The 18,622-nt window shown below is 69.3% G+C and carries 16 protein-coding genes; 9 read left to right on the top strand and 7 right to left on the bottom strand.

The window, feature by feature from the left end:
• Positions 1-18 precede the first annotated feature (18 nt).
• A complete protein-coding gene (locus tag ACZ5V4_RS13425; protein WP_464315370.1) occupies positions 19-1,164 on the top strand; it encodes a pyridoxal phosphate-dependent aminotransferase in 1,146 nt (381 codons plus the stop codon).
• Here the strand turns inward: ACZ5V4_RS13425 and ACZ5V4_RS13420 are convergent.
• Complete coding sequence (locus tag ACZ5V4_RS13420) at positions 1,161-2,132, bottom strand: glucokinase (RefSeq protein ID WP_464315369.1); 972 nt, start codon at positions 2,130-2,132, stop codon at positions 1,161-1,163. The genes ACZ5V4_RS13425 and ACZ5V4_RS13420 overlap by 4 nt on opposite strands.
• Positions 2,133-2,233: 101 nt before the next feature.
• Here ACZ5V4_RS13420 and ACZ5V4_RS13415 point away from each other — a divergent pair, with 101 nt between their 5' ends.
• Positions 2,234-2,728, top strand: coding sequence for a hypothetical protein (locus tag ACZ5V4_RS13415; protein WP_464315368.1), 495 nt, complete (start codon positions 2,234-2,236; stop codon positions 2,726-2,728).
• A gap of 12 nt (positions 2,729-2,740) precedes the next feature.
• The gene (locus tag ACZ5V4_RS13410; RefSeq protein WP_464315367.1) at positions 2,741-3,211 is read left to right on the top strand and encodes a protein tyrosine phosphatase family protein; all 471 of its coding nucleotides are present in this window, start codon (positions 2,741-2,743) and stop codon (positions 3,209-3,211) included.
• An 86-nt stretch (positions 3,212-3,297) separates the two neighbouring features.
• Here ACZ5V4_RS13410 and ACZ5V4_RS13405 read toward each other — a convergent pair whose 3' ends face one another.
• Complete coding sequence (locus tag ACZ5V4_RS13405) at positions 3,298-4,635, bottom strand: mechanosensitive ion channel family protein (RefSeq protein ID WP_464315366.1); 1,338 nt, start codon at positions 4,633-4,635, stop codon at positions 3,298-3,300.
• Positions 4,636-4,776: 141 nt separating this feature from the next.
• Between ACZ5V4_RS13405 and ACZ5V4_RS13400 the strand changes: the two genes are divergently transcribed.
• The 3 genes from ACZ5V4_RS13400 to ACZ5V4_RS13390 all read left to right on the top strand — a co-directional run bounded on the left by ACZ5V4_RS13400 (position 4,777) and on the right by ACZ5V4_RS13390 (position 7,592).
• Positions 4,777-5,403: a LysE family translocator gene (locus ACZ5V4_RS13400; RefSeq protein WP_464315365.1), complete on the top strand. Its 627-nt coding sequence runs from the start codon at positions 4,777-4,779 to the stop codon at positions 5,401-5,403.
• Between the two features lie 53 nt (positions 5,404-5,456).
• The gene (locus ACZ5V4_RS13395) at positions 5,457-6,350 is read left to right on the top strand and encodes a carbon-nitrogen hydrolase (RefSeq protein WP_464315364.1); all 894 of its coding nucleotides are present in this window, start codon (positions 5,457-5,459) and stop codon (positions 6,348-6,350) included.
• Between the two features lie 162 nt (positions 6,351-6,512).
• Positions 6,513-7,592 carry an agmatine deiminase family protein gene (locus tag ACZ5V4_RS13390; RefSeq protein ID WP_464315363.1) on the top strand — a complete coding sequence of 360 codons (1,080 nt, stop codon included), beginning with the start codon at positions 6,513-6,515 and terminating at the stop codon, positions 7,590-7,592.
• Here ACZ5V4_RS13390 and cysQ read toward each other — a convergent pair.
• Both cysQ and ACZ5V4_RS13380 read right to left on the bottom strand, forming a co-directional pair.
• Positions 7,589-8,344 carry a 3'(2'),5'-bisphosphate nucleotidase CysQ gene (gene cysQ, locus ACZ5V4_RS13385; protein WP_464315362.1) on the bottom strand — a complete coding sequence of 252 codons (756 nt, stop codon included), beginning with the start codon at positions 8,342-8,344 and terminating at the stop codon, positions 7,589-7,591. The genes ACZ5V4_RS13390 and cysQ overlap by 4 nt on opposite strands.
• A gap of 28 nt (positions 8,345-8,372) precedes the next feature.
• Positions 8,373-9,857 carry an ATP-binding cassette domain-containing protein gene (locus ACZ5V4_RS13380; RefSeq protein ID WP_464315361.1) on the bottom strand — a complete coding sequence of 495 codons (1,485 nt, stop codon included), beginning with the start codon at positions 9,855-9,857 and terminating at the stop codon, positions 8,373-8,375.
• 107 nt (positions 9,858-9,964) lie between these two features.
• On the opposite strand from ACZ5V4_RS13380, the gene ACZ5V4_RS13375 reads away from it, so the two are divergent.
• From ACZ5V4_RS13375 to ACZ5V4_RS13365, 3 genes are read left to right on the top strand one after another with little or no spacing between them, the layout of a single operon-like run.
• Positions 9,965-10,345 carry a response regulator gene (locus ACZ5V4_RS13375; RefSeq protein WP_464315360.1) on the top strand — a complete coding sequence of 127 codons (381 nt, stop codon included), beginning with the start codon at positions 9,965-9,967 and terminating at the stop codon, positions 10,343-10,345.
• A gap of 10 nt (positions 10,346-10,355) precedes the next feature.
• Entirely contained in the window at positions 10,356-12,989 is a 2,634-nt protein-coding gene (locus ACZ5V4_RS13370; RefSeq protein ID WP_464315359.1) for a PEP/pyruvate-binding domain-containing protein, read from the top strand.
• Complete coding sequence (locus tag ACZ5V4_RS13365) at positions 12,986-13,615, top strand: hypothetical protein (protein ID WP_464315358.1); 630 nt, start codon at positions 12,986-12,988, stop codon at positions 13,613-13,615. The genes ACZ5V4_RS13370 and ACZ5V4_RS13365 overlap by 4 nt, the downstream gene beginning before the upstream one ends.
• Here the strand turns inward: ACZ5V4_RS13365 and ACZ5V4_RS13360 are convergent.
• The 3 genes from ACZ5V4_RS13360 to ACZ5V4_RS13350 form a co-directional block, all read right to left on the bottom strand.
• Positions 13,572-14,705, bottom strand: coding sequence for an NAD(P)/FAD-dependent oxidoreductase (locus tag ACZ5V4_RS13360; protein WP_464315357.1), 1,134 nt, complete (start codon positions 14,703-14,705; stop codon positions 13,572-13,574). The two genes, ACZ5V4_RS13365 and ACZ5V4_RS13360, sit on opposite strands and share 44 nt — an antisense overlap.
• Before the next feature lie 64 nt (positions 14,706-14,769).
• Positions 14,770-15,174, bottom strand: a complete 405-nt coding sequence (locus tag ACZ5V4_RS13355) for a response regulator (protein ID WP_464315356.1) — start codon at positions 15,172-15,174, stop codon at positions 14,770-14,772.
• Between the two features lie 114 nt (positions 15,175-15,288).
• A complete protein-coding gene (locus tag ACZ5V4_RS13350; RefSeq protein ID WP_464315355.1) occupies positions 15,289-18,534 on the bottom strand; it encodes an EAL domain-containing protein in 3,246 nt (1,081 codons plus the stop codon).
• Positions 18,535-18,622 lie beyond the last annotated feature (88 nt).

Here is an 18,622-nt window from a genome sequence, read left to right as displayed (position 1 = left end):
AACAACCCGGGAAAGAGCATGCCGAACCCAGTCTGCCAAAACATATCGTCGTTTCTGGTCATGGACATCCTGGAGCGCGCCTGCGCCCTGGAGCGCGAGGGCAAGAACGTCATCCACCTCCAGATCGGGGAGCCGGACTTCGACACGCCGGAGCCCGTGAAGGAGGCCGCGGTCAAGGCCATCCGCGACGGCCAGACCCACTACACGCACTCGCTCGGCCTGCCCGCCCTGCGCGAGGCCATCTGCGCCTGGTACGAGCGTACCTACGGCGTCAACGTGGACCCGGGCCGGGTGGTCGTCACCTCGGGCACGTCGCCCGCCATGCTCCTGACCTTCTCCGCGCTCGTGCACAAGGGCGACGCCGTGGTGCTCACGGACCCGCATTACGCTTGCTACCCCAACTTCATCACCTACGCGGGCGGCCAGGTGCGCCGCGCCAGGACGCGCCCCGAGGACGGCTTCCAGTTCACCCCGGAGACCCTGGCCCCGCACGTTACGGACTCCCCGCGCGCCGTGGTGGTCAACTCGCCCTCCAACCCCACCGGCACCATCATGCCCGGCGAGCACCTGAAGGCCATCTGCGCCATGGGGCCCACCGTGGTCTCGGACGAGATCTACCACGGGCTGGAGTACGCCGGGGAACGCTCGCGCTGCGCGCTGGAGTTCACGGACGACTGCTTCGTGCTGAACGGCTTCTCCAAGCTCTGGGCCATGACCGGCTGGAGGCTCGGCTGGGTGATCGCGCCCAGGCGCTACGTGGCGGCCATGCAGCGCCTGCAGCAGAATTTCTTCATAAGCGCCGGCAGCGTGGCCCAGTGGGCGGGCATCGCGGCGCTCGGCGAGTGCGAGGCCGACGTGGCCCGGATGGTTGCGGAGTACGCCAGGCGGCGGGTGGTGCTGATCGAGGGGCTGGCGAGGCTCGGGCTCAAGGCTCCCGTGGAGCCCAAGGGGGCCTTCTACGTGCTGGCGGACGCGCGCCACCTGGGCCCGGACAGCCTGGCCCTGGCCCGCGACATCCTGGAGAAGGCCCTGGTGGGCGTGACCCCGGGCATCGACTTCGGCCCGGGCGCGGAAGGCTACCTGCGCTTCAGCTACGCCAACTCGGTGGAAAACATCGAGGAGGGGCTCGCGCGCCTGGGCAAATACATCGAGGCTCGCTCCTAGCGCGCCTCCCCCACGGCCAGCCGCGAGGCCAGCGCGGCCGCGCCCATGAGGCCCACGGACTCGTCCGCCACCAGCCGCACCGGGATGGCCGCCATGAGCGCCCCGTGGGTGGCGCTGGCCCTGAATTCCCGGGCCATCTCCGGCATGTCCAGGAGCCAGCCGTTTTTCGCCGCCACCCCGCCCGAGACGTACACCCCGCCCCGGGCCAGCACCTCCAGGGCGTAGTCGCGCAGGGCCCGGCCCAAAAACCTGGCGAACCAGCGGGCCGTGGCGTGGTCCCCCGACAGGCGCCCGGACACCTCCCGGGGCGTGAGCTCCTCGCCCGTGAGGTAGCGGTGGATGAGCGCCAGCCCCGAGCCCGAGACCACGCTCTCCCAGCGCACGAAAGGCTCGTTCAGCGCGTCCGCCGCGAAATTCTGGAAATCCTGCTCGGCCCGGCCGTTGAAGGGAAACGCCGCGTGACCGCCCTCGGAGCCGCAGACCGCGTACCCTCCCCGCCCGTCCGGGACCAGCGCGGCCTTGCCCAGGCCCGTGCCCGGCCCGACCACGGCCTGGGTCAACTCCTCGTCCATGCGCCCGGGCAGGACCTCCCTCGACCCGGCCTCGCCGAGCAGGCGGCAGCCGTGGGCCTGGGCCGTGAAGTCGTTGACCAAAAGCGAGCGCACGGGCAGCAGCCCGGCGGGCAGCGCGTCCAGGTCGAAGCCGTAGGCGATGTTCGGCGCGCGGCAGGCCCGCCCGCGCTCCACCGGCCCGGCCACGGCCAGCACGGCCGCCTGGGGCCTGGGATGGCCCAGGACCTCCATGGCCGCCCGGGCCAGCTCCGGGAAACTGGTGAAGCTCCGCGTGGGCAGGGTCTCCGCCCGGAGCAACGCGGGCCTGTGGAAGCCGCCCCCCGCCTCGAACAGGGCGAAGCGGCCGTTGGTGCCGCCGATGTCCGCCGCGAGTACAGTGGAAGAGTCCTGGCGCATGGTTTCTCCGTAGTGGCAATCGCGCCTGCGGGCAAGGCTAGCTGTTGTCAAAACACCGTGTTTCTGGAAAAACCGGCCTACACGCTCACTCGGGAGGGATCATGCGCAAGCGCGCCCTGTTCGCAGCCCTGTTCTCCGTCATCGTCATGGCCCAGGCCGCCCAGGCCGAGCCGGTCAGCTACAAGGAGCTGATGCCGCTTCTCGCCGTCAAGCTCCCGGGCTGGGAAGCGGGCGAGCCCACTGGGCAGACCGTGAAGTCCCCGGTGGAGGCCAGCGAGGCCAGCATCGAGTACACCAAGGGCGAGCTGATCCTGGAAGTGACGATCTTCGACGGCGGCCCGGCCATGGGCGCGGCCATGTCGGCCACCGCCCAGGTGGAGATGGAGAGCCCGGGCGAGGTGGTCAAGCCCGCCACGGTGAGCGGCTTCAAGGGTTCGCTCTACCTGCACACCAAGGACAACGAGGCCGAGCTGGTGCTGATGGTCCCGCCGCGCTTCGCGGTGTCGTTGCAGCTGCGCGGCTCGGCAGACGAGGCCGTGCTCAAGCAGGCCGCCTCGCAGCTGGACCTGGCCAAGCTCTCCTCCCTGGCGAAATAGCCCGTTCCCGCCATGGACAGGCTGGAGTCCCTGCTCAACTTCACGCCCATCGACGCCCGGCTGGCCTCCTGCGGCCAGCCGAGGCGCGAAGAGTTCGCGCTCCTGGCGGACGCGGGCTTCGAGGCCGTGATCAACCTGGCCACCGAGGCCTCCACCGGGCACCTGCCCGACGAGCCCGCCGTCTGCGCCCGCCACGGCCTGGACTTCACCTGGCAGCCCGTGAGCTGGGACGCCCCGCGCCTGGAGGACTACCTCGCCTTCCAGGAGTGGCTCGCCGCCAACCGTCATCGGAAAGTGCTCGTGCACTGCGCCAAGAACTGGCGCGCCTCCATGTTTTGCGCGCTCTACCGGATGCTGCGCGAGGGGTTGCCCCCCGGGGACGCGCGGGAGGCGATACTCGAAGTCTGGCAACCGGACGAGGCCTGGACGGAGCTCTCCCGCCTGGCGCTCGCCGGCGCGGGCAAGCCCCCCATCCGCTTCTGAGCGTCTCGGTGCGGCGTCCGGATAATAATTTGAAATAATTATTTTTATTCTTGAAAAACATGTTCATGTTTTTCAAGAACGCAACACTAGCCCTGCCCCTCGCCGCCCTCCCCCTTCCTGCCCGGGGCGCTTCCCAGGATCACGCTCACGGGTTCGGCCACGCGCACGTCGCGTTGCGGGAACGGGAACTCCACGCCGTGGGCCTTGAACAGGTCCCAGATGGACACCTGGATCTCGCTGGACACGCTGGACACCCCCAGGTGCGGCTGCGAGACCCACACCCTGAGCTCCAGGTCCACCCCGTCCGCGCCGAAGCCCTTGAGCAGCACCTTGGGCTCGGGGCTCGCCTGCGCGCGGTCCTTGCCCTTGCAGGCTTCGAGCATGAGGCCCATGGCCAGCTTGAGGTCGCTGGAATAGGTCACGGACACGGGGATCTTGATGCGCACGTCCGGGCCGGTGAAGGTCCAGTTGAGCACCTTGTTGGCGATGAGGTCGTCGTTGGGAATGAGCAACGCCTTGCCGTCCCGCGTGACCATGGAGGCGAAGCGCGCGCTCATGGAGTCAACTTTGCCGTACATCCCGCCGATCTCAATCACGTCGCCGGGCTTGATGGAGTTGTCCATGAGCAGGATCACCCCGCTCACCAGGTTGGAGACCACTTTCTGCAGACCGAAGCCCACGCCGATGCCCACCGCGCCGCTGAACACCGTGAGCATCTGCAGGTTGATGCCGACCAGGTCCAGGGCCGAAACCAGGGCCACGGCGTACAGCGCGGCCTTGACGAGCTTGGTGGTCAGCACGCGCACGCGGGTGTTCAGCCCGCCCATGCGCGAAAGGCTCGCGTCCAGAAGCGCGCACAGCCTGCCGATCAAAGGCAGCATCACGGCGAGCAGGAAGCACGCCTTGACGATCTCCAGGGCGGACACGCGCTCGTTGTCGAAGGTCAGGGCCAGGGTGTCCATGTAGGCGGCCACGTGGTCCAGGACGCCAAACACCTCCATGAAGAAGAAGACGGCCACCGCCGCCGTGACCGCCCTGGTCCAGCCCGGGGGCAGCAGCAGCGAGGCGAACAGCTGCACCAGGAACCAGGCCTCGCCCGCTTTGATGCCGAGTTCCGTCACCGTGGCGGGCCAGCCGCGCGCCTGGGAAAGCGCCAGCACGGCCTGGAGCGCGATCAGCACGAACATGGGCGTCAAAAGCCCCTGGAGCCTGTGCTCCACCCAGTCGCGCAGGGCCGGGCGGTCGCGGCTCACGCCGCCCAGGCGCGAACACAGAGCGCGGGCCACGAAATGGCCAAAAACCACGGAGGCCGCGCAGCCCATGGCCTGGATGAAGCCCTCCTGGTGCCAGACGTGGGTCGTGAACCACTCCCTGGCCGCGCCGGCCAGCGCCCCGGCCTCACCCGACAGCGAGAACCGCGCCATCCTAGCACCCCCCGCCCGGGCCGGACAAAAAGGCCTCGCCCGCGCCCGCCTGGCGTTGCTGATCCATGGAGCCTCCGCGTCTTGACAAGTTCGCCTCGCTTTGTTCTCTAGCACCTCCCCCGACCGGAAGGAAGCAGCCCAGTGCACGACGTTTTCACATTCCTGCTCACCGGAGCCACCCTGGGCCTGGCCGCCAGCCTGACCCCGGGGCCGCTCCAGGCGCTCATCTGCCTCCAGACCCTGACCCACGGCCCGCGCGAGGGCGCGAGGGTGGGCATGGCCCCCCTGTTCTCGGACCTGCCCGTGATGCTCGTCTGCCTTGTGGTGCTGGACGCCCTTTCCAGCCAGGCCTGGATTATGGGCCTGGTGTCCCTGGCCGGGGCCGTCGTTGTCACGCGCTTCGGGCTTTCCTCCATGCGCGCCCGGCCAGCCGACCCCGCGGCCGCGCGCGAAGAGGCCAGGTCATGGCGCAAGGGCGTGGCCGCCAACATCCTGAACCCCAAGATGATCCTTTTCTGGGCCACCGTGGGCGCGCCCACGGTGCTGGCCGCCTACTCGAGCTCCGCCGGCGCGGCCGTGGCGTTCCTCGCCTCGTTCTACCTGCTGCTGGTGGGCACCAACGTCGGCCTGGCCTGGCTCTCGGGCCGCTTCGCGCGCTTCCTCTCCGGCCCGGGCTACGCCTGGACCATGCGCGTGCTGGGTGCGCTTTTGCTGCTCGTGGCCCTGCGCCTGGCCTGGGACGGCCTGGCGCGCCTCGGCCTTGCCTAAGACCGCGCCCCCGCGCTACTGAAGACACTTCATCGATCACGCGAGGTATCCCCATGCCCCACAACAAGCCCTTCACCGTGGCGCTCATCCAGATGGCCCCGGCCGACACCCCGGCCCGCTCCATCGAGAAGGCCGCCGAGCTGTGCATCGAAGCCGAACGCCAGGGCGCGAAGCTTCTGTGCCTGCCCGAGCTCTTCGCCACGCCCTATTTCTGCCAGACCGAGGACCACGCCCACTTCTCCCTGGCCGAGCCCATCCCCGGCCCCACCACCGACGCCCTGGGCAAGGCCGCCAAGGCCGCCGGGGCCACCATCATCGCGCCGCTGTTCGAGCGCCGCGCCGCCGGGCTCTACCACAACTCCCTGGCCGTCATCGGCCCGGACGGCAACGTGCTCGGCGTCTACCGCAAGATGCACATCCCCGACGACCCGCTCTTCTACGAGAAGTTCTACTTCGCGCCGGGAGACCTGGGCTTCAAGCGCTTCGACACCGCCGTGGGCCCCGTGGGCACGCTCATCTGCTGGGACCAGTGGTACCCCGAGGCCGCGCGCCTGACCGCGCTGCGCGGCTCCAACATCCTCTTCTATCCCACGGCCATCGGCTGGCACCCCTCGGAAAAGGCACAGTACGGCGACGAGCAGCGCGACGCCTGGATGACCATCCAGCGCGCCCACGCCATCGCCAACGGCTGCTACGTGGCCGCAGTGAACCGCGTGGGGCACGAGATCCCCGAGACCGGCGGCGACGGGCTGGAATTCTGGGGCACGAGCTTCATCTGCGGCCCCATGGGCAAGATCATCGCCCAGGCTTCCACCAACAAGGAGGAGATCGTCCTGGCCGAGGTGGACCCCAAGCTCGTGGACACCACCCGCACCCACTGGCCCTTCCTGCGCGACCGCAGGATCGACGCCTACGGGCCGCTGGAGAAGAGATTCATCGACGAATAGAAGACCGGGAGAAACCCCTTTTTGTGAACAAAAAGGGGTTTCTCCCGGACCCTCTTCCCCCAAAAAACTTTAATGGGCTTCGCGGGTTTCACCGGTGAGAGTCGCGAAGCGAAACGGGAGTCCAGAGGGGCGAAGCCCCTTTGGCCGCCGGAGGCTCTCACCATGACCATCCCCCGCGCCACCGCCCTCACCGCCGACGGCTACCGCCTGCCCGCCGAATGGGAGCCCCACGCCGCCACTTGGCTGGCCTGGCCCAAGAACCCGCGCGACTGGCCCGGCAAGTTCCACCCCATCGGCTGGGTCTTCGGCGAGATCGTGCGCAAGCTTGCGCCCTACGAGAAGGTGCGCCTGCTGGTGGATGACGAGGCGTGGGAGGCCAAGGCCAGGCGGGTGCTGGAAAAGACCGGGGCCGACATGGACCGCGTGCGCTTCTACCGCATCCCCACGGACCGGGGCTGGTGCCGGGACATGCTCCCGGCGTTCACGGTGCGCGACGAGTCCCCCCGGGCGCGCGCCGTGCGCTTCGGCTTCACGGGCTGGGCCAAGTACCCCGACCACAAGCTGGATGCGGCGGCTTCGCCGCTGGTGGCCGAGGCGCTCAGGATGCCCTGCATGGACGCCGCCGTGGACGGCCGCCTGATGGTGCTCGAAGGCGGCGGCATCGACTGCGACGGCCAAGGCGTGATGCTGACCACCGAGGAGTGCTTCCTGGACCCCGTGACCCAGGTGCGAAACCCTGGCATGGGCGCCCGGGACTACGAGCGGGCCTTCAGGGAGCACCTGGGCGTGACCCAGGTGATCTGGCTGGGCAAGGGCATAGCGGGCGACGACACCCACGGCCACGTGGACGACCTCTGCCGCTTCGTGGCCCCGGGCAAGGTGCTCCTGTGCCGCGAGGACGACCCGGCCGACGAGAACTACCGCCCCCTGGAGGAGAACCGCGAGCGCCTGGAGGGCGTGAGGCTCGGGGACGGCTCAAGGCTCGAGGTCATCCCCCTGCCCATGCCCGAGCCGCTCTATTTCGACGGCGTGCGCGTGCCCGCGAGCTACGCCAACTTCTACATCGCCAACGGCACGGTGCTGGTGCCCACGTTCAACGACCGGCGCGACCGCGCGGCGCTGGGGATCATCGCCGAGTGCTTCCCGGACCGCGCCGTGGTGGGCATCCACGCCGTGGACCTGGTCTGGGGCTTCGGCACCCTGCACTGCCTCACGCACGAGCAGCCCGCCACGGCGGTCTAGCCCTTGGCCTCGAAGCCGCCGTTGGCCAGCGTCTCCTTGTTGTAGGGGAACTCTCCCCCGCCCATGGCCGTGAAGCTGCCGCCCGCGCCAAGGATCACGGCGTGCCCGGCGGCCGTGTCCCACTCCCAGGTGCGGTTGAAGCGCGGGTAGACGTGGGCCGCGCCCTCGGCCACCAGGCCGAACTTCAGCGCGGACCCTGCCTGGACCAGGGTGTGCTCGGGGAAGCGCTCCAGGTAGGAAGCCAGGCGCTCGTCCGGGTGCGAGCGGCTGCCCAGCACGATCACGGGCTTGCCCGGCTCCATGGGCGAGGTGCGGATGGCCTCGCGCTCCGCGCCCGAGCGCTTCACGCTGCCGAGCCCGGGCCCGCCCGCGTAGAGCGTGTCCGTCACCGGCACGTAGAGCGCCCCGAAAACCGGCCTGCCGCCCTCCACGAGCCCGATGTTCACGGCGAACTCCCCGTTTCGCTTCACGAACTCCTTGGTGCCGTCCAGGGGGTCCACCAGCCAGAAACGCCTCCACCGCCTGCGCTCGGCGTAGGGCTGCTTGGCCGTCTCCTCCGAGACCACCGGGATGTCCGGGAAGAGCGCCCCGAGCGACTGGAGGATGATCTCGTTGGAGGCCTTGTCCGCCCGGGTGATGGGCGAGTCGTCCTCCTTTTTCTCCACCTCGAAGTCCGTGGCGTAGACCTGCATGACGGCCTGCCCGGCCAGCCGGGCCACCGCGCATACCGCGTCGAAATCGATGTCCTTCATGGGGTTTTCCGTGGGGTTGCCTGGCCGTTCAGGGATTGTACGCGCCCAGGGCCTCGCCGAGCGGTCCCCCGGCCAGGGCGCGCCCGTCCTCGAGCACCAGGGCGTGGGTCATGGAGGCCGGGATCTCGTGCGGGTTGTGCGTGACCATCACCAGCTGCTTGCCCTGGGCGGCCAGGTCGTCGAGCAGGGTCAGGGTCTCGGCCCTGGCCTCGGGGTCCAGCCCGCCGAGGGGTTCGTCCAGGAGCAGCACGCAGGGGTCGAAGGCCAGGGCTCGCCCGATCATGGCCTTGCGCGCCTGGCCCTGCGAGAGCGTGGACATGGGCCTGTCCGCCAGGGCGGCGAGCCCGAGCCTGTCCAGCCAGTGGGCGGCCGTGGCCAGCATGGCCGGGCCGGGCGTCTCGTAGAGCCCGAAGCTGCCGAAGAATCCGGAGACGAGCACGTCCCGCACCGTGACCTCCGGCGGGTACTCGGCCTGGCCCTCCCAGGAGACCACGCCGAGCCTGGCGCGCAGGTCCCACAGGCTCACGGGCTCCGGCAGGCCGAAGCGGCTGATGAACCCGCCCGAGGGGTGCAGGTCCCCGGACAGGAGCTTGATGAAGGTGGACTTGCCCGCGCCGTTGCGCCCGGCCACCACCCAGTGCTCGCCGGGCGAGAGCTCCCAGTCCAGGCCGGAGAGGGCCTTCCTGCCGCCCAGTTCCACGTCCGCGCCCCTGACCACGATCACGGGCCCGGCGGGCGAGGGCCCGGCGGGCGAGAGGGACGCGCTGCGGGCGGACACGGCCCGGCGCTTTTTAGGCGCATCCGCCAGCGGCCCCTGGTACACGGCCTTGCCGTCCTCCAGCACGAGGGCGTCGAAGCCCAGGCCGGGAAGCGAGGAGAGGTGGTGCGTGGCCGCGGCCAGGCCGACGCCGCGCCCGGCTAGGTCCGTGAGCACGCGGTGCAGGAGCCGCCTGGAGGAGGCGTCCAGGCCGTCGGCGCACTCGTCCAGGAAGAGCCATTCGGGCTTCCTGACCATGGCCCGGGCCAGGAGCACGGCCATGGCCTGGCCTTGGGAAAGTTCGGTGAAGGGGCGATGGGCCAGGTCCGTGAGGTTCAAGCCCTCCAGGGCCTCGAAGGCCGCCGCGCGCTGGGCCTCGCCCACCAGGCCCGAGGGCAGGGGGGAATCCGTGAGCCCCGAGACCACGACAAGCCAGCCCGACACGCCCCAACCCCGCCTGCGGTAGAGGTCGCGCATGTCCACGCCCGCGAGCCCGATGCGCGGCCTGGCCTCCAGGGGGCTCGGGGAGGCCTTGCCGTCCGTCACGTAGAGGCGTTGCCCGGCGAAGCCGCCCCCGGGCAGCTGGTCGGGCCAGATCTCGCCCCTGGCCAGGCGCAGGAGCGTGGACTTCCCCGCCCCGTTGGCCCCGGCCAGGGCCACCCTGCCCCCGGGCGGCAGGTGCCAGGACACCCCGTCCAGGATGGGGCGCCCTCCCCGGCTGACGACGACGTTCTCCAGGATGATTTCAAGGCTCATGATCCGGGCCTTCTACCTCTGCCCCGGCCAAAAGGCCAGCACGGCTGGCCGCTTGCATTTCCTTGGTGAAACGGTCATTTTACCCCCGGATAGAGGGGGAGAACACCGTGGACAAGTGCAGCGTGCTGTTGGTGGACGACGAAGCCGAATTCATCGAGACCCTGGGCAAGCGCCTGGCCCGGCGCGGGCTGACCGTGCACCTGGCGGGCTCCGGGCCCGAGGCCCTGGAGGCCGTCCAGGCCCACGCCCTGGACGTGGTGGTCCTGGACGTGAAGATGCCCGGCATGGACGGCATCGAGGTGCTCCAGAAGATCAAGCAGATGAAGCCCGGCCTGGAAGTGCTCATGCTCACGGCCCACGCCAACGTGGAAGTGGCCATGCAGGGCATGGAGCTGGGTGCGTTCGACTACCTCATGAAGCCGGTGGAACTCGACGACCTGCTCTACAAGATCCAGGACGCCAACAAGAAGAAGTGCCTGACAACGTGAGCCAAAACGCGTGTTCACCCGCCTGAAGACATTCTTCTCGAGCCTCGTCGGTGGCCAGGATCAGGACCACGGGCTCTCTGACGAGGAAATTCTCGCCGAATTCAGGAAACGCTACCACAATTTCCGCCTGCTGCTCACGGCCAACAAGAAGACGCTCGGGATCATGAGCGAGATGGAACAGGCCCTGCGCGGCCAGTTCGTCTTCGGCATGTCCTTCGTGCGCTCCCAGGCCACGGCCGCCTCGGTGAACGTCTACCGGATGGTCAAGCACCTCTCGGAGATCGCGCCGGGCAAGTACGACGCCCTTTTCGACAGCCTGAAGGCCGTGCAGGCCCGCATCGCCCAGGTGCTGGACCGCCAGCCCCAGACCGCCGCCACCGAGCTCGTGCTGCCCCTGGAGGCGGTCACGCGGGAGATGTCCGACCAGGTGGGCTCCAAGATGGCCAACCTGGGCGACATCATGAGCCGCCTGGACCTGCCCGTGCCCGCCGGGTTCGCGGTGACGGCCCTGGCCTACGCCCACTTCATGGAGGAGACCGGCCTCAAGGAGGAGATCGACCGCCTGTTCCTGGCCGTGGGCTCGGACGACCACGCCAAGCTTTTGCCCCTGTGCTCGCGCATCCAGCAGATGATCGCCCAGGCCGAGCTGCCCGAGGCCGTGGCCCAGGCCATCCTGGGGGCCTACAGGGAGCTCGAGGCCAAGACCGGGCCCTCGGTGCGCGTGTCCCTGCGCTCGAGCGCCCTGGGCGAGGACGCGGCCGGGCAGTCCTTCGCCGGGCAGTTCCGCAGCGTGCTGGGCGTAAGCCCCGAGGAGCTTCTGATCACCTACAAGGAGATCGTGGCCAGCAAGTACAGCCCCCAGGCCGTGACCTACCGCCTGGCCAAGGGCATCCCGGACCAGGACGTGGCCATGTGCGTGGGCTGCATGGCCATGGTGGACGCGCGCTCCGGCGGGGTGATCTACTCGCGCAACCCCCTGGCCATCCGCGACGACGAGGTCTACGTGCACTCGGCCTGGGGCCTGGCCAAGACCGTGGTGGACGGCGCTGTGGCCTCCGACCTTTTCGTCGTGCGCCGCGGAAACCCGCCGCAGCTGACGCAGAAGCGCGTGGCCCACAAGGACAGGCTCTTCGCCTGCGACCCCGTGGCCGGGGTGTGCCGCCACATGGACACCGGCGAGAAGGGCTTCGAGCCGAGCCTCAGCGACGAGGACGCCCTGCGCTTGGCACAGGCCGCCATCACCCTGGACGGCGTCTACGGCGAGCCCCTGGACATCGAATGGGCCATGGACCACGAGGGGCGCATCTTCCTGCTCCAGTGCAGGCCGCTCAGGCAGATTCCCGCCGGGGCCGCGCCAAGGCCCCCGGGCCAGTTCGGCAAGCCGCTGCTCTCGGGCGGGGTCACGGGCAGCCCGGGCGTGGGTGCGGGCCGCGCGCACCTGGTGGCCCGCGACATGGACATGCTGACCTTCCCGGACGGGGGCGTGCTGGTCTGCTCCGAGGCGGCCCCGCGCTGGGCCACTCTGCTCGGCCGGGCCTCGGCCCTGGTGTGCGAGCGCGGCAGCACGGCCGGGCACCTGGCCAACGTGGCCCGGGAATTCGGCGTGCCCGCCATCATGGGGCTCTCGGGAGCGGTTTCCGCGCTTTCGGGCAAGGAGGTCGTCACGGTGGACGCCGACGGGCTGGCCGTCTACCCGGGCGCGGTGGAGGGCCTCCTGGCCCTAGCCCAGCCCTCGCCCGAGGCCGAGGAGCCCCGCTCGCCCATGCACGCCATCCTGCGCGAGGTGCTGGACCTGGTGGCCCCGCTCAACCTGCTGGACCCCTCCGCCCCGGAGTTCGCGCCCGAGCACTGCCGCACCCTGCACGACATCACCCGCTTCTGCCACGAGAAGTCGGTCATCGAGATGTTCCGCTTCGGCCAGGATTTCCACTTCTCCAAGCGCGCCTCCAAGCAGCTCAAGTACCGCGTGCCCATGAAGTGGTTCTTCGTGAACCTGGACGACGGCTTCACCCACGACATCAAGGGCAAGTACGTCACCCTGGGCGAGATCGCCTGCGAGCCCGTGCTCGCCCTCTGGGAGGGCTTCGTGGCCGTGCCCTGGGAAGGTCCGCCCCCGGTGGACGCGGCCGGGCTCCTGCACATCGTGGCCCACTCCACCGTGAACCGCGACCTCACCGCGGGCGGCTACAGCGCCTACGCCCAGGGCAACTACTTCATGATCTCGAGGCATTACATGTGCCTGAGCTCGCGCTTCGGCTACCACTTCTGCACCGTGGAGGCCCTGGTGGACGAGCGCGAGAACGAGAACTACGTGAGCTTCCAGTTCAAGGGCGGCGCGGCCGAGCAGGACAGGCGCATGCGCCGGGCCAGGTTCGTGGCCGAGACGCTCGAGAACTACAACTTCCGCGTTGAGATGCAGGGCGACGAGATGCGCGCGGTGTACGCCAAGGGCCCCATGGACCTGATGCTCGACCGCCTGCGGGTGGTGGGCTACCTGCTCATGCACACCAGGCAGTTGGACATGGTCATGACCAACGAGGCCCTGGTGGAGCATTACCGCCGGCGCTTCGCCCGCGAGATAGGCGGCATCCTGCGCGAGGCCGGGGAGCGGCACATGGCCGAAGTGATGCGGGAGATGGCGTGAACGGGGATGAGTGCCCCCGCCTGACCCAGCAGGAGATCGATTTTCTCCTGGGCATCTATTCCTGCGAAAAGGCCCGCGCGCTAGCCCCCGGCGCTCCCGGGGAGGCCGGGCCGTCCGCCGCCCCGTGCTTCCCCAACGTGCTTCGCGAGGGCGCGCAGGGGCTCGGGCTCAGCATCGGCGAGGCCGCCTTCCTCTGGCGCGCCCTGCTGGACGCGCTTTTCGAGAAGGAGATGGGCCTGTCGCCGACCCAGTGGGTGATCGTCTGGGCGCTCGCGGCCCGGGGGGGCGAGCAGCGCAAGGACCGGCTGGCTCCCGCGCTGGGCATCGATCCCCTGGAGATGAACGCGGAACTGGCCGGGCTCGAACGCCGGGGGCTGGTGAAGCTCCTCGATCCGCCGCCGGAGGGCGGCTCGGCCGGGGCCACGGCCTGCATCGGCGACTTCTCCTCCATGCAGAGGCTCATGCGCCTGACGCGCAGCCTGCGCGACGACGCCCTGGAAGGCGTCGACGAAAAGGACGTGGCCGCCATGCACGCCACGCTTCTGAAAATCCTCGGCAACCTTCGCGCCATGTCCGGGCGCCTCAAGGCTCCTCAAGCTCCCCGCTCAGCTGAAACTTCCTCATGAAGGCCCGGTCGATGCGGTCCTTCAGCCAGAAGGCCGTGCGTCCCTCGTAGGCCAGGCCGCCCTTGGACAGAATCCCGCGCCCGTCGCCGCAGTTGAGGATCAACAGGTAACCCCCCTGCGTCCCGGTGAACTCCATGGGCTCCCGCCCGTCCAGGGCCGCCAGCAGGTTCTGGTGCAGCACGGGGTTCTGGCGCACGGGGTAGACCCCGACCTTGTCGAGCTCCCCTGGGGCGAAGCTGATGCAGTCGCCGCCGCCGAAGATGTTCGGGTGGCTCACGCTGCGCAGGCGCGAATCCACCAGGATCCCGCCCTTGGGGCCCATGCGCACACCGAAGCGCGTCAGGTCCGGCTGCGGGACCACCCCGGCGGCCAGCAGGGCCATGTCGTAGGGCACGCGCAGCCCGTCGCTCAGTATCGCCGCGCCCTCCTCCAGGCGCGAAACCGAGAGCCCGTCGAATATCATGATGCCCCTGCGCGCGAGCGACCGGTAGGCCAGCCGGCGCACCTTCTCCGGGAAGCGCTTGAGCAGCCCCGGGCCCGGGGCCAGGGCCACGTCCGGGGTTTCGGCGCAGCCGCAGCCTACCAGGCGGCAGGCCGCCCCGGCCAGCTCGAAACCGGCCGGGCCGCCGCCGATGACCAGCACCTTGGGGGCGCGGCCCAGCTCCATCACCCGTTCGACGAGGCCCTTGGCCGCGATCAGGTTCTCGATGGGCTTGACCGCGAACACGTCCGGGCGGCCCGAGCCCGTCACCTTGGGCGGCACCATGGACCCGGTGTTGAAGGAGCACACGTCATAGCCCACGGCCATGGAGTTCTCCAGGCGCGCCACGTTCCTGTCCGGCTCCAGGGCCGTGAAGCGGCTGCGGATGAACGTGGCCCCTCCGGCCTCGGCCATCTTGCGCACGTGGAAGCGGCATTCCCGCGGCTCGTACTGGCCCGCGAACATGCCCGGCCCCATGCCCGAATAGTAGTGGTAGTCCGCCGGGCTCACCACGGTTACGTGGTGGCCGCCGTCGCGGTAGAGCGCCAGGTTCGCCAGCACCGTGAGGTGGGCGTGGCCCGCGCCGAGCAGGAGGAGGTGCTTTCCCATATGCACGCTATGCGGGAAAGCGGGGAAGAAGGCAAGGGACGCTTGGCGGCGGCGAAGCCCCGGCCTAGTGCTCCATGATGAGCTCGAGCCTCTTGAGCTCCGTCAGCAGGGACTTTTCCTCGATGGGCTTTTGCAGGAAAGCCGTGGCGTCGCCCAGGAACATGGCGTTGTGGGTGTCCTCGGCGTCCTCGAGCACGGAGGTGATGATGATCTTGGCCCGGCAGACCTTGTCCACGCCGTGGTCCTTCTCCACGTCGCGGATTTCGCGCATGGCCGTGGCCCCGTCGATCTCTGGCATGCGCAGGTCCATGCAGACGAGGTCGTAGGGCTTGCCCTCCTTGAGGGCGCGCTGGAAGGTCATCACCGCTTCCTCGCCGTTCTCCGCCACGTCGCACACCGCGTAGGGGTGGAGGATGTATTCGAGGAAACTGCGGCTGTAGAAGTCGTCGTCGACGATGAGCACACGCATGCCGGACTCCGTCTTGGGCTGGCAATTCAAGCGGATGAGAGTAGCCGTGTAGCGTCCGCCCCGACGCCTGTCAAGGACGGGAAAACACGCGCGCCGCCTGGGCCGCCGGGCGGCTCAGGGGTGGCGGAAGTCCCGCATGAGCATCTCCTCGGCCTCGTCGCGGGGCACGGGCTTGGAGAACAGGAAGCCCTGCCCCAGCTGGCAGGAGAGGCCCTTGAGCTCGGAGAGCTGGCCGTGCTCCTCCACGCCCTCGGCCACCACCTCCAGGCCCAGGTTGTGCGCCAGGCCCACGATGGCCCCCACGATCTCGGAGTTCTCGTGGCCCTCGCCCATCTTACCCACGAAGCTGCGGTCGATCTTGAGCGTGTCCAGGGGGAAGCGGTGCAGGTAGGCCAGGGAGGAGTAGCCCGTGCCGAAGTCGTCGATGCTGATCTTCACGCCCAGGTCCTTGAGCAGGCTGAGCATCCGCGAGGCGAACTCGGCGTTCTCCATCACCTTGCTCTCGGTGATCTCCAGGCGCAGGGTCTCGGGCGGGATGCCCGTCTCGTCCAGGATGTGGCGGATCTCGGCCACCAGCTCCAGATTCATGAACTGCTTGGCCGAGAGGTTCACGCTCATGGAGAGCCTGGGCTCCCCGCCGGCCAGCTTGTGCCACTCGGCCAGCTGGCGGCAGGCGTTTTTCAGCACCCACTGGCCGATGGACATGATGAGCCCGGTCTCCTCGGCCACGGGGATGAAGTCCGAGGGCGGGATGAGCCCGCGCTGCGGGTGCTGCCAGCGCACCAGGGCCTCGAAGCCCCGGACCTCGCCCGAGTCGATGCTCACGATGGGCTGGTAGTGCAGCGTCAGCTCGGAGTTGTCCACGGCGCGCCTGAGGTCCGTCTCCAGTTGCAGGAGCGAGGTGGCGGCCTGGTGCATGGAGGGATCGAAGATTTCGTAGCGGTCCTTGCCCAGGGCCTTGGCGCGGTACATGGCGATGTCCGCGTCGCGCACCAGGTGCTCGGCGCGCTCGTAGGTCCAGGTTTTGAGGACCACGCCCACGCTGGCCGAGGTGAAGACGTTGCGGCCCTCGACCTCGAAGGGCCTGCCCAGGTCCTCGTGCAGCCGGGCGAGCACGCGGGTGGCGTCCAGAGTGCCGGAGATGTCGTCCACCAGCACGGCGAACTCGTCGCCGCCGAAGCGGGCCACGGTGTCCATGGGCCGGAGCGCGTTCTTGAGCCTGGCGGCCACCTCCACCAGGAGCCTGTCCCCGGCCATGTGCCCCAGGCTGTCGTTGATGACCTTGAAGCGGTCCAGGTCCAGGAAAAACACGGCGAAGCGGTAGCCGTGCTTGCGCTTGGCCCGGCTGAGCGCCCACTCCAGGCGGTCCATGAACAGCAGGCGGTTGGGCAGCCCGGTGAGGGCGTCGTGGAAGGCCTGGTGCCTGAGCTGCTCCTCGGCGCACTTGCGCGCGGTGACGTCCTGCACGAGGCCCTCGTGGTACTGGAGCGCGCCGTCCTCGCCGCGCACCTCCCAGGCGCTCTCGCTGACCCAGACCACCTTGCCGTCCTGGCGGCGCACCTCGGACTCGAAATCGAGCACCTGGCCGGAGCCGGCCAGCTTCGCCCGGAACTTGGCCCGCCTGGCGGGGTCCAGGTGGTGCGCCTCCCCGGCCGGGAAGCCGTCCATGAGCTCCTCGGGCGAGCCGTAGCCGTAGATGCGCGCCATGGCCGGGTTGGCCGAGAGGTAGCGGCCGTCCGGGGTGACCTGGAAGATGCCGTCCGGGCAGTGCTCGAAGATGGAGCGGTACTTGGCCTCGGCGCGGCGCAGGTTCTCCTCGGCCAGCTTGCGCTTGGTGATGTCGATCACCGTGCCTTCGTAGAACAGGGGCTCGCCGTCCTCGCCCCTGACCACGCGGGCGTGCTCGCTGATCCAGATCACGCGGCCGTCCTTGCGGTACACCTGGGACTCGAACCCGGCCACGTGGCCGCTTTGGCCCATGGCCTCGCGGAACTCCCCGCGCCGGTCCGGGTTGACGTAGAGCATGGAGCCGATGTCGGTGACCTGGTCGGCAAGCTCCTGAGGGGAGCCGTAGCCGTAAATGCGCGCCAGGGCCGGGTTGGCGGAGATGTAGCGGCCGTCCGGCGTGGTCTGGAAGATGCCTTCCTGAGCGTTCTCGAAGATGGCGCGGTATTTCTCCTCGGCGAGCTTCAGGCGCTCCTCGGCCAGTTTGCGCGCCGTGACGTTCTCCACCGTGCCTTCCAGGAAGCGCTGGCCCGGGTTGGCCCCGTGCACCAGGCGCGCGGAGAGCGCCAGCCAGATGGGCTGGCCGTCCAGGCGGCGGGTGAACACCTCGAAGCCCGAGACCTCGCCCGAGTCTCCGAGCAGGCTCCAGAGCTCCAGGCCCTTTTCAGGGTCGTTCAGGAAGAGCTCGCACAGCTCCGGCCGGGCCAAAAGCTCCTCGGTGGAGGAGCAGCCCAGTATCTCGGCCAGGGCCGGGTTGACCATGGTCAGCTTGAGGTCCAGCGTGGCCTGGAAGATGCCCATGACCGCGTTCTGGACCACGCCCCGGTACTGGCGCTCGGCCAGCCTCAGGGCCTGTTCGGCGGTCTTGCGCGCGGTGATGTCGGTGTAGATCCAGAACATGCCCACGCGCACGCCACCCGCCACGATGGGGCAGCCCACCACGAGCACGTCCACCTCGCCCCCGTCCTTGCGGCGGCGCACGGTCTCGCGCTGGATGAACCCGGCCTCGGCCGCCGCGCGGCGCAAGCCCTCGGATTCCTCCATCAGCTCGCCCGAGACGATGAGCTCCGGCAGGAAGCGGCCCTTGGCCTCGTCCGGGGTGTAGCCGAAAAGGGCCTCGAACCCGCGGTTGACCTCGACCACGTCGTACTCGCCGTCCACGATGGCGATGGCCTGGGGTGAATTCTCGAAGAGCTGGTCGAAGTAGGCGCGGTGCAGAAGCAGGTCGCTGTCCACGGACGCGCCAGGGACCTTGACCCCCACCTTGCCCAGCACGCGGCGCACCGAGGCGAGCATGGAGGTCTCGTTGGCGGGGTCCACCCCGTCCACCACCAGCGGGTCGCGCCCGGGCACGCCGCCGGAGGCGCTGCCGCGAGGGGCGAGCACCACCACGGGCACCTCGGGCCGCCTGGACCTGACCAGGCGGACCGTGGCAGCGAGGTCCGCGCCTTCGGGATGGTCGCCGCCCAGCATGACCAGGTCCCAGTCGTAGCTCGAAAGGCGGGCTTCCAGGGCCGGTTCGGAATCGACGAGAACGTAGGAGGGAACGAAGCCTCCCTGCGCGAGGCCGAGCACCAGCCGCCGGGCCGTCTGCTCGGACTGGTGGGCGATGAGGACGCGCAGGGAACTGCTCATGATGGTCTCTGGTGTCTGCTGCTTTCAGGACGCATCGGCTGGGGGCCTTACATACTGGCAACCGTTGCCGTACGCCAGACAAAAATTC

It is taken from the genome of Fundidesulfovibrio sp. YSD1 (assembly GCF_055397115.1).
The sequence above is the reverse complement of the archived record's forward strand: the minus strand, read 5'-3'. Positions and strand labels throughout refer to the sequence as shown.

What these genes read in the sequence shown, in the direction of transcription:
- ACZ5V4_RS13390 (WP_464315363.1), top strand. Translation starts at nt 6,513, where the DNA reads ATGACCATCCCCCGCGCCACCGCCCTCACCGCCGACGGCTACCGCCTG.
- ACZ5V4_RS13395 (WP_464315364.1), top strand. Translation starts at nt 5,457, where the DNA reads ATGCCCCACAACAAGCCCTTCACCGTGGCGCTCATCCAGATGGCCCCG.
- ACZ5V4_RS13410 (WP_464315367.1), top strand. Translation starts at nt 2,741, where the DNA reads ATGGACAGGCTGGAGTCCCTGCTCAACTTCACGCCCATCGACGCCCGG.
- ACZ5V4_RS13425 (WP_464315370.1), top strand. Translation starts at nt 19, where the DNA reads ATGCCGAACCCAGTCTGCCAAAACATATCGTCGTTTCTGGTCATGGAC.
- ACZ5V4_RS13380 (WP_464315361.1), bottom strand. Translation starts at nt 9,857, where the DNA reads ATGAGCCTTGAAATCATCCTGGAGAACGTCGTCGTCAGCCGGGGAGGG.
- ACZ5V4_RS13405 (WP_464315366.1), bottom strand. Translation starts at nt 4,635, where the DNA reads ATGGCGCGGTTCTCGCTGTCGGGTGAGGCCGGGGCGCTGGCCGGCGCG.
- ACZ5V4_RS13420 (WP_464315369.1), bottom strand. Translation starts at nt 2,132, where the DNA reads ATGCGCCAGGACTCTTCCACTGTACTCGCGGCGGACATCGGCGGCACC.
- cysQ (WP_464315362.1), bottom strand. Translation starts at nt 8,344, where the DNA reads ATGAAGGACATCGATTTCGACGCGGTATGCGCGGTGGCCCGGCTGGCC.
- ACZ5V4_RS13355 (WP_464315356.1), bottom strand. Translation starts at nt 15,174, where the DNA reads ATGCGTGTGCTCATCGTCGACGACGACTTCTACAGCCGCAGTTTCCTC.
- ACZ5V4_RS13360 (WP_464315357.1), bottom strand. Translation starts at nt 14,705, where the DNA reads ATGGGAAAGCACCTCCTCCTGCTCGGCGCGGGCCACGCCCACCTCACG.
- ACZ5V4_RS13415 (WP_464315368.1), top strand. Translation starts at nt 2,234, where the DNA reads ATGCGCAAGCGCGCCCTGTTCGCAGCCCTGTTCTCCGTCATCGTCATG.
- ACZ5V4_RS13350 (WP_464315355.1), bottom strand. Translation starts at nt 18,534, where the DNA reads ATGAGCAGTTCCCTGCGCGTCCTCATCGCCCACCAGTCCGAGCAGACG.